The organism is Streptomyces sp. NPDC055078 (assembly GCF_053607985.1).
The window spans coordinates 1-9970 of the sequence record NZ_JBSGUP010000292.1; the positions used below are offsets into that span (position 1 = coordinate 1).

Annotated in this window: 5 protein-coding genes and 1 pseudogene; 4 read left to right on the forward strand and 2 right to left on the reverse strand. The window is 72.8% G+C overall.

Annotation, left to right across the window (positions count from 1 at the left end):
- Window positions 1–185 precede the first annotated feature (185 nt).
- Window positions 186–3203 carry a tetratricopeptide repeat protein gene (locus tag ACWF94_RS23120; protein ID WP_453491529.1) on the reverse strand — a complete coding sequence of 1006 codons (3018 nt, stop codon included), beginning with the start codon at window positions 3201–3203 and terminating at the stop codon, window positions 186–188.
- Window positions 3200–5023 carry an HSP90 family protein gene (locus tag ACWF94_RS23125; RefSeq protein ID WP_453491532.1) on the reverse strand — a complete coding sequence of 608 codons (1824 nt, stop codon included), beginning with the start codon at window positions 5021–5023 and terminating at the stop codon, window positions 3200–3202. The genes ACWF94_RS23120 and ACWF94_RS23125 overlap by 4 nt, the downstream gene beginning before the upstream one ends.
- Window positions 5024–5688: 665 nt before the next feature.
- Between ACWF94_RS23125 and recG the strand changes: the two genes are divergently transcribed.
- The 4 genes and pseudogenes from recG to ACWF94_RS23145 form a co-directional block, all read left to right on the forward strand.
- Window positions 5689–7899, forward strand: a complete 2211-nt coding sequence (gene recG / locus ACWF94_RS23130; protein ID WP_453491535.1) for an ATP-dependent DNA helicase RecG — start codon at window positions 5689–5691, stop codon at window positions 7897–7899.
- Window positions 7900–8084: 185 nt separating this feature from the next.
- Window positions 8085–8687 carry a 16S rRNA (guanine(966)-N(2))-methyltransferase RsmD gene (gene rsmD / locus ACWF94_RS23135; RefSeq protein WP_453491538.1) on the forward strand — a complete coding sequence of 201 codons (603 nt, stop codon included), beginning with the start codon at window positions 8085–8087 and terminating at the stop codon, window positions 8685–8687.
- 26 nt (window positions 8688–8713) lie between these two features.
- Window positions 8714–9193: a pantetheine-phosphate adenylyltransferase gene (gene coaD / locus ACWF94_RS23140; protein WP_453491541.1), complete on the forward strand. Its 480-nt coding sequence runs from the start codon at window positions 8714–8716 to the stop codon at window positions 9191–9193.
- A gap of 209 nt (window positions 9194–9402) precedes the next feature.
- Window positions 9403–9970: pseudogene (locus tag ACWF94_RS23145) on the forward strand (cell division initiation protein); the annotation flags it as partial.

Below are 9970 nucleotides of genomic sequence, written 5' to 3' on the forward strand. Positions count from 1 at the left end.
GCCTGGAGCGGGGTGCCCCAAGCGGGACTGGGTGCGCATATCAAGCCCCGCCGGCGATTGAGGCGCGGGGTGTGGGGCGGAGCCCCACCGGGTGCCGGGGCACCCGGGGCAACTGCGCATGGGCCCGGGGCCCCCAGCGGCTCAGCGGCCCGGGCGCCCAGGCACCCAGGTGGCACCCCCGGGGATCAGGGGCTCGGGTCCGTAGGGGTCACGTAGCGGAGGAGGGCTTCGGCCTCGTCGATGAGGGACTCGTCCGTGAAGCGGCCGAGCACGCCCCGCGCCCGCCGCCCCGCCGCCGCCGGATCGTCCAGTTCCGCTGCCAGCCACCCCGCCAGCAGCTCCGCTCTCGCCCGCTCCCGGGCGTACGGCTCGCCCGCCTCCGCGAACTCCGCGATCGCCTTCTCGGCGTACGACATGGCCTCCGCGTAGGCCGCCCGGGTCGCCGGTCCGGATGGGCCCTGCACGGTGTTGGAGATGAGTTCGCCGGTCTGACGGTGGGTGTCGGCGAGTTCGGCGAGCAGCCGGTCGTGGAACTCCGGGCTGGCGTCGGCGTCGGCGTCGGCGTCGACGGCCGCGGCGGAGAGCGCGGCGGCGCACTCGCCGGCCGCCGAGGCCATCAGTCCGCGCGCCGCGTCCTCGCCCGCCTGGCCCTCGCGCAGCGCGATCCAGGCCCGGACCCGCAGGGTGCGTACCAGTGCCCGGGTCTCGCCCAGGCCGCGCCACAGCTCACCCGCGCGCCGGTAGGCCAGCTCCGCCTCGGAGTTGAGTTCGGCCCGGTAGAGCGCCTCCGCCGCCAGATTCGCCAGCATCGCGTGATCGTGCTGCTCGGGCCACTCGCGTGCGATGTCCGCCGCCTTCAGCCACTGCTCGGCGGCGCCGCGCGGTTCCTTGAGCGCGGTGAGGCAGTCGCCCAGCCACCACAGGGTCTGCACGATCATGCCGTCGCCGTGGTCGTCCGCCGACAGATCGGGCAGGACGGCCTCCAGCACCACCGCGCCCTCGTCGACCCGCCCCAGACGCAGCAGGAAGCCGCCCAGCTTGTGCCGTGCGTACGCCCCGATGCCGGTGCTCTGACCCGCCTCGTCGGCCCAGTGCGCGGCCTGGAGCGCGTGCTCGGCCGCCGCTGCGAGCTGGTCGGGCCTGTCGGGCTTGTCGGACCTGCCTGGCCTGCCCGGCCTGTCCGCGTCGGCGAGGCACTCGGCGAGCTGGAGGTGCAGCCGGCACCGGCCGGCGGCGTCGGCGTATTCGCCCGCGTGCTCCAGCGCGGCCCGGGCCGCCTGTTCCGCGGCCTCCGGGTCGCCGAGGCGGCGGCTCACCGCGGCGAGCCGGGACTCCACCTCGACGGCGTACCAGGGGCGGCCCGCCCTGTGGTGGGCCTCGGCGGCCCGGCGGTACAGCGCGGCGCCCTCCGCCGCTTCGCCCCGAAAGGCGGCGATGTCGCCGAGGAAGCCGAGCCCCTCGCCGATGGCGACCCCGACACCCGGGTCCGCGCGGTGCGGCTCGGCGAACGCCAGCAGCTCCCGTACGGATTCCGCCAGCTCGCCGACCGCCGCTTCGGGGTCATCGGCCAGATGGATCCCGGTGTTGAGGACCCGGGAGCGGGACAGCAGCACCCGGCTCACGTCGTGTGCTCCGGCCGTGCCCTCCGTATGGCGGGCGAGAATCCCGGCGCGGGCCGCCAGGACCTCGGCCAGTGCCTGTGCGTACCGCTCGGCCGACGCGTTCTCGGAGGCCAGGACGTACGCGGCCCTGGCGCGGGTGACCAGCGCCAGGCCCGGTTCGCCCGCCGACTCGTAGTGCTCGGCGGCGGCGCGGAAGTGCGTCACGGACTCGGTGGGCGAGGTCTCGCGGTCCATGCCCCGGTGCTCGGCGAGCTGGGCCAGGGCGAGTGCGTCGAGCCCGCCGCCCTCCCGGTCGGCCGCCGCGGCGACGGCCGACCACGCCTCGACCGCGTCCGGCCGCTGCTCCCGGGACAGTCCCCGGGCCTCGGCCAGCAGCGAGGCCAGATCGGTCGCCGGTGCGGCGGCGGCAGACGAGGGTGCGTGGGCCGGTGTCGGGGCCGGGGCCGGTGCCGTACGCGCGGGAGCCGCGGGCCGCCCCGTCCGCAGCCCCAGCGGCAGCCGGTCCAGCAGCGGTTCCCGGTCCATCCGCTCCCGGACCCGTTCGCTCACGTACGACGTGCCGTTGCGCTCGTCGAAGCGGGCCGCGAGCGCGAGGGCCTCCCGGCGCGCGTGCGCGGCCAGCTCACGCGCCGTCCAGGTGCGCCCGCCCGGCCCGGCGAGACCGCGCTCGCCGTGCCCGAGCGCGGTCAGCCGGCCGGTGAGCAGCGCGGTCACCGCGAGATGGTCCAGCAGGCTGCTCGGCTCCCCGGTGTCGGTGAAGTACGCCGGGCGCTCGGCCAGGATCTCCAGCCCGCGCGCCTCGTTGCCGGTCAGCGCGCAGAACTCCACATGCTGGGCGACGGCGGCGCGCATCGACTCGTTCGGCCGTACGAGACGGTAGCCCCGCAGATGGTGGGCGCGCGCCTCGTCCTCCCGGCCCAGCCGCAGCAGGGGCAGCAGCGACGCGGAGAGCACGGCGTGCGGTTCATGCGCACAGCTGAACTCGCCGTTCAGCACCGGCCGCCAGGTCGTCAGCGCCTCCTCGTCACCGCCGAGATGCGCCTGCCACGTACCCTGCGTCCGCAGTTCACAGGCCCGGCAGTCGCTCTTGCCGTCGCGCTCGGCCGCCTGCCAGGCCGTGTACGCCCGCCGCGCCCGCGCCAGGTCGCCGATATGACGCGCGATCCGCAGCTCGCCCTGGCGGACGGCGCGCTCGGAGTGACCGGCGAGCCGGTAGCGGTGCTCCATCTCCGCCTGCCACTTCTCGATGGCGGCGAGCGGGATGTGCGGCTGGTCGATCATTCCGCTGGAGACCCACTTGAACATCCAGAACAGACTGTGCGTCCGCGGCCCGTCGAAGTCCCCGGGCCGCTCGTCCCACAACCGCAGCAGCCGCGCGAAGGGGACGAACATTCTGTCCGCTTCCGAGCTGTAGTTGTAGACCTGCATCAGATGGTTCAGGCCGTCGATGAGCAGTTCGGTGTCGCCCGCCTGCTCGATCCCGGCGAATATCCGCTCCGCCCGCGCGTTGCGCGCGGGGCCCTCGGGCTCGTCGTAGTTGTCCCGCAGGGACTGGCGCAAGGACAGCGGGTCGGCGGTCATCGTCCGTTCTCCTGGTCGTGGGTCGCCCACTCCAGCAGGCCGATGAACGCGCGGTTCAGGAGCGCCGAGTCCGCGGGGCGCAGCGGACGCTGGGCCATCAGCAGGGCCTGCCCGTACAGCGCCTCCGTCGCGGTCCCCGCCAGTTGCCGGTCGTCGAGGGAACTGATCCGGCGGATCAGCGGATTCAGATGGTTGAGCACCAGCCGCGCTCTGGGCGCGCTGCCGCGCAGCGACCCGAGGATGCCCGCCCACAGCTCGTCCGACTGCTCCTCCGCGTCCGCGCGCGCCCGCTCATGACGGGCCGACCGGTCGTCCAGATGCAGCGCGGGCACGGTCAGGGGGTGGAACGCGCGCAGCACCACATCGCAGCCCAGGGTGTCCAGCCGGGCGCGGGCGACGGCCAGGAACCCGGCCAGCGCCAGTTCCTCGGCCGGGTCGACGGAGTCGAGATGCGCGGTGACCGTGTCGGCGTCCAGCTCGGCCACCGCCGTGCCCGGCCGCACCGACGGCAGCCGCTCGACCAGGTCCGCGTCGTACGTATAGCCGCCGTTGATCACGCCGATGCCCTGCGCCGAGGCGATCGGGGCGACCTGCCGGAACTCCTCGACACTGCGGGTGAAGTGCACCACCGGGTGCCGCTTGGCGAACTCCTCCAGCGAAAGGCCGCCGTCCGTCGTCTCGAACGGCAGCCACGGCAGCATCGTGCTCAGCATCTCGGAGTCATGCCTGGCCAGCGACTTCACGCCCAGATGGTGGACCGCGAGGAACTGCCCGAGCCGCTCCTGGTCGCCCGCCGCCAGATCGGTGAGCCACTGCCGTATCCGGGTGCCGAGTGCCTCCCGTACGGCCGCGAGCGTCTCGTCCGCGTACAGCGACTCGCGCGACGCGGTCGGCCGCAGCGAGTCGGTGTCGATCACACAGCGTACGAAGAAGGCCCAGTCCGGCAGGAGTTCATCGGCCCGGTCGGTGAGCAGCATGCCCTTGAGGTGCACCCGGTGGCCGGAGCGCTGGGCGGGGCTGACCGCCGACGGCAGGACATACGCCACCCCCCGGACGCCCGCGAGCGGTACGTCCAGATCGAGCGAGTCGAGCGGGGTGAAGCCGAACAGCTCGTGGCAGTGGCCCGCGAGCGCGACCCGGCGGGCCGCGGGGCTCGGATACGCGCGGTCCCAGGGCGCGGGCAGCTCGGTGACGGCCGTGTCCCCGACCCGTACGTCGTACGGCAGCAGCGAACCGAAGTCCCGCGCCAGCGCGAGCACCCGCTCCTCGGCGAGCCACTCGCCGCTGCCGGGGCGGGCGGTCAGCTCCACGGTCGTCCCCGGCTCGGGGCGCGCGGCGCCCGGCAGGGTGCGCACGGTGTACGAGCCGTCGTCGCGCGCCGACCACTCCACGGGGGGCGCGTCCGGCGTCCGCGCCGAGCGGCTGATCACCCGGATCTCCGCCGCCACGACGAAGCAGGCGAGCAGCCCGATCCCGAACTGGCCCAGAAAACCGGCGCGGGCGGACTCCAGACCCTCACGCTTGGAGCTGCGGCCGATCGTGGCCAGCAGACTGTGGACGTCCGACTCGGTCAGCCCGATGCCGGAGTCCTCGATGCGCAGCCCGCCGCCCTCGGCGTGGATACGGACCTGTGCCGGGGCGTCCGGTTGTTCGGCTCTCCTGGCCGTGATCGCGTCCACGGCGTTCTGCAGCAGCTCGCGCAGATAGACCCTGGGGCTCGAATAGAGATGGTGGGAGAGCAGATCCACCAGGCCGCGCAGATCGACCTGGAAGGTGTGCGGCTGGCTCTCGGACGGGCGCGGTGTGGTCTCAGAAGTCATCGTCGCTGCGCCGGTGGGGGGACGAGCGGCGGCGCGGGGTCGGGCGATCCCGGGTAAATGGTGATCGCGGCGTGGGAGGTGGGGGAGACCGGCCCATCCTAGGGCCTCTCGTCCTGATCCCGCCGATTCCGCCTGGCTCGCCCGGCTGTGCGACGGCGGCTCCGCGCGCGGCCCTGAGCCGCTTCTGGTGGATCTTGCTGGGCCCGCGTTCCTGCTCAGGCCGGGTCGGGTCGGGTTCGGTCGGGTTCGCGGTGGTCCGGTCCCGTGCGGCCCGGTGGGGTGCGGCCCTTCCGTTCCGGTGCGGTCCGGTCCGCTGTGGTGCGGTCTGATCCGGTCGGGGGTCGGGCAGAAGTGCACGGATCTGTGCCGTTCCGGTCAGTTCTGGGCCGGGCAGTTCTTGGTGCGGACTGGTGCGGGCAGCTCTGGTCCGGAACCGGTGCGGCCGGATCCGGGCCCGGTGCGGCGGACTGGTGCGGACTCGTGCGGCCGGATCGGGAACGGGCGCGGGCGGCGGCGCGCGGGAGGGACCGGCGGATGGCAGCGGATGGCCGCCGTTGGCAGTGGTGGACAGTGGTGAACTGCGGTTGGCAGCGGTTGGCCATAGGTTCCCGCGTCTGTCAGTGGCTGTCAGTGTCTGTCAGCGTCTGTCAGTGCGGTGGTGTGGAATGGATCGCGTGTCCGGCTTCGATGAACCCCTGAAGAAGACGCTCGGAGCAGCCACCGCGAAGGTGCTGGCCGAGCAGCTCGACCTGCACACCGTCGGTGATCTGCTCCATCACTACCCGCGGCGGTACGAGGAGCGGGGCCAGCTCACCCGCCTCGCCGAGCTGCCGCTCGACGAGGACGTGACCGTGGTGGCGCAGGTCGCCGACGCCCGGGTGCACACCTTCAACGGCGGCCGGGGCAAGCGTCTGGAGATCACCATCACGGACGGGAGCGGGCGGCTCCAGCTCGTCTTCTTCGGCCGGGGGGTGCACAAGCCGCACAAGGAGCTGCTGCCCGGCAGCAGAGCGATGTTCGCGGGCAAGGTGTCGGTGTTCAACCGCAAGCTCCAGCTCGCCCACCCCACGTACGCCAAGCTGGGTGGCGACCCGCGCGGTGACGGCGATGAGCCGGTCGACGTCGAGTCCTGGGCGGGTGCGCTCATCCCGATCTACCCCGCGTGCAAGGGCATGGAGTCCTGGAAGATCGCCAAGGCGGTCGACGCCGTGCTGCCCCGCGCGCAGGACGCCGTCGACCCGCTGCCGCCCGCGCTGCGCGAAGGGCGGGGCTTCGTCCCGCTGCCGGAGGCGCTGCTCAAGGTGCACCGGCCGCACACCAAGGCGGACATCGAGGACGCCCGGGGGCGGCTGAAGTGGGACGAGGCGTTCGTCCTCCAGGTGGCGCTCGCCCGGCGCCGCTTCGCGGAGACCCAGCTGCCCGCCGTGGCCCGCAGGCCCACCCCCGGCGGTCTGCTCGACGCGCTCGACGCGGGCCTGCCCTTCACCCTCACCGACGGCCAGCTGAAGGTCACCGGGGAGATCTTCGGCGATCTGGCCACCGAGCACCCGATGCACCGCCTCCTCCAGGGCGAGGTCGGCTCCGGCAAGACCCTGGTCGCGCTGCGGGCGATGCTCACCGTCGTGGACGCGGGCGGGCAGGCCGCGATGCTCGCGCCCACCGAGGTCCTCGCCCAGCAGCACCACCGCTCCATCGTGGAGATGATGGGCGCGCTGGCGGAGGGGGGCACCCTGGGCGGCGCCGAGGGCGCCACCAAGGTGGTGCTGCTGACCGGGTCCATGGGCGCCGCCGCCCGCCGGCAGGCGCTGCTCGACCTGGTGACCGGCGAGGCGGGGATCGTCATCGGTACGCATGCGCTGATCGAGGACAAGGTGCGGTTCCACGATCTGGGTCTTGTCGTCGTGGACGAGCAGCACCGCTTCGGGGTCGAACAGCGCGACGCCCTGCGCTCCAAGGGCAGACAGCCCCCGCATCTGCTCGTCATGACCGCCACCCCCATTCCGCGTACGGTCGCGATGACCGTCTTCGGCGACCTGGAGACCTCCGTCCTGGACCAGCTCCCGGCCGGGCGCTCGCCCATCGCCAGCCATGTGGTCCCCGCGCAGGACAAGCCGCACTTCCTGGCGCGCGCCTGGGAGCGGGTGCGCGAGGAGGTCGGCAAGGGCCATCAGGCGTATGTCGTCTGCCCGCGCATCGGTGATGCCGAAGACGAGAAGTCCGGGAAGTCCGGGCAGAAGTCCGCCGAGGACGAGGCGGAGAAGCGCCCTCCGCTCGCCGTTCTCGACATCGCCGAGCAGCTCGCCCGGGGGCCGCTCGACGGGCTGCGCGTCGACGTGCTGCACGGCCGGATGCCGCCGGACGACAAGGACGCCGTGATGCGCCGCTTCGCAGCGGGACAGATCGATGTGCTGGTCGCCACCACCGTCATCGAGGTGGGGGTGAACGTGCCCAACGCCACCGCGATGGTGATCATGGACGCCGACCGTTTCGGGGTCTCCCAGCTCCATCAGCTGCGCGGCCGGGTGGGCCGTGGCTCGGCCCCCGGGCTCTGTCTGCTGGTCACCGAGATGCCGGAGGCGAGCCCCGCCCGGGCCCGGCTCGGCGCGGTCGCCGCCACTCTGGACGGCTTCGAGCTGTCCCGGATCGACCTGGAGCAGCGCCGCGAGGGCGATGTGCTCGGCCAGGCGCAGTCCGGGGTGCGCTCCTCGCTGCGGATGCTCACCGTCATCGACGACGAGGAGATCATCGCCGCCGCCCGCGAGGAGGCCGTGGCCGTAGTCCGCGACGACCCGGAGCTCGCTGCGCTCCCCGCGCTGCGCTCGGCGCTGGACGCCCTCCTGGACCAGGAGCGCGAGCGCTATCTCGACAAGGGCTGAAGGGTGCCGGGCCCGGGCCCGCCCGGTGGTTGTTCGGCGGGCCCGCGCATTTCAGCCCCTCCGGCGTGTGGGGGCTGGGAGCGCGGGATGTCCGGCAGGGCTGAGAGACTGACCGGAAAGACCCCGCCGGGCCCAGCGGCCCCAGGGCCCACCCCCTCCCCCGACACCCCCGAGTAAGGACCGAGATGACCCGCGTGATCGCCGGTACGGCCGGCGGGCGCCGTATCGCCGTGCCGCCCGGCGCCGGTACCCGCCCCACGTCCGACCGCGCGCGCGAGGGCCTGTTCTCCAGCTGGGAGTCCCTGCTCGGCACCTTCAGCGGGCTGCGGGTCGCCGATCTCTACGCGGGGTCGGGCGCGGTCGGCCTGGAGGCGCTGTCCCGTGGCGCGGCGTACGCGCTGCTGGTCGAGGCCGACGCCCGCGCCGCCCGGACCGTCCGGGAGAACGTCCGTTCGCTCGGACTGCCCGGCGCGGAGGTCCGTACCGGCAAAGCGGAACAGATCGTGACGAGCCGGGCCCCTGGTGACCCATTTGACGTGGTATTTCTCGACCCGCCGTACGCCGTGACCGACGATGATCTTCGGGAGATCCTCCTCACACTCCGTTCCGAGGGCTGGCTCACAGGCGATGCGCTCGTCACCGTGGAGCGCAGCACCAGAGGCGGCACCTTCATCTGGCCACCCGGTTTCGAGCCACTGCGGTCCCGTCGCTACGGCGAGGGAACGCTCTGGTACGGTCGCGCCGCCTCTGTCTGCGAAGTGGCTTCTCCGTGCGAAGAGGCCCCATGACCGGACCGGAGAGCGAGGAACTTCCAGTGCGCCGCGCAGTCTGTCCGGGGTCATTCGACCCCATCACCAACGGGCACCTAGACATCATTGCCCGCGCCTCCAAGCTGTACGACGTCGTCTACGTAGCCGTGATGATCAACAAATCCAAGCAGGGGCTGTTCACCGTCGAGGAGCGGATGGACCTCATCCGCCAGGTGACCGGTGATTACGGGAACGTGGTGGTGGAGTCCCACCACGGGCTGCTCGTCGACTTCTGCAAGGAGCGGGACATCCCCGCCATCGTCAAGGGGCTGCGTGCGGTCAGCGACTTCGACTACGAACTCCAGATGGCCCAGATGAACAACGGCCTCTCGGGCGTCGAAACCCTCTTCGTCCCCACCAACCCCACCTACAGCTTCCTCTCCTCCAGCCTGGTCAAGGAGGTCGCCGCGTGGGGCGGTGATGTCTCCCATCTGCTGCCCCCGGCCGTCCATGAGGCCCTGATCAGGCGCCTCGCCGAGAAGTGACCCTCCCGGGCCGCTTCTGACGGATCTCGCTGGGCTCGCCTGCGCCGGCACCGCACTCCCTCCGGGCCCGGCGGCCCGGTGGGGGTGCCCCGGGGCACGGGGTCCATCAGCCGGTGTCGCCCGGCGCTGACTGGCCGTACAGTCTTCCCGTCCGTCCCGAATGGGGCGGACGCGGCTCGGACGTTTCAGGCAGAGAGTGGCGAACCACGGTGGACGTGCAGAAGAAGCTCGATGAGATCGTCGAGGCGATCGGGAGTGCCCGGTCCATGCCCATGTCGGCATCCTGCGTGGTCAACCGCGCCGAACTGCTCGCCATGCTCGAAGAGGTACGGGCGGCGCTGCCCGGTTCGCTGGCCCAGGCCCAGGAACTGCTGGGCGGCCGGGAACAGATGGTCGCCCGGGCCCGGGAGGAGGCCGAGCGGATCATCGAGAGCGCCCACGCGGAGCGCGGCTCGCTGATCTCGGACACCCAGGTCGCGCGCCGGTCGCAGGACGAGGCCGACCGCATCCTCGCCGACGCCCGCCGGGAGGCCGAGGAGATCCGCGCGGAGGCCGACGACTACGTCGACTCCAAGCTCGCCAACTTCGAGGTCGTCCTCAACAAGACCATCGGGTCCGTCGACCGGGGCCGGGAGAAGCTCCTCGGCCGCGGCCCGGGTCTCGACCAGGACGGTCACGCCGACGAGGACGCCCCCGAGTACAGCCCGGACCCGGGGACCCTGATCCACCGCGCCGACGGCTACGTCGACGCCAAGCTCGGCGCGTTCGAGGCCGTCC

Coding starts and splice junctions, on each gene's coding strand:
- ACWF94_RS23120 (WP_453491529.1), bottom strand. CDS start 3,203: ATGACCGCCGACCCGCTGTCCTTGCGCCAGTCCCTGCGGGACAACTAC.
- ACWF94_RS23125 (WP_453491532.1), bottom strand. CDS start 5,023: ATGACTTCTGAGACCACACCGCGCCCGTCCGAGAGCCAGCCGCACACC.
- rsmD (WP_453491538.1), top strand. CDS start 8,085: ATGACCCGCGTGATCGCCGGTACGGCCGGCGGGCGCCGTATCGCCGTG.
- recG (WP_453491535.1), top strand. CDS start 5,689: ATGGATCGCGTGTCCGGCTTCGATGAACCCCTGAAGAAGACGCTCGGA.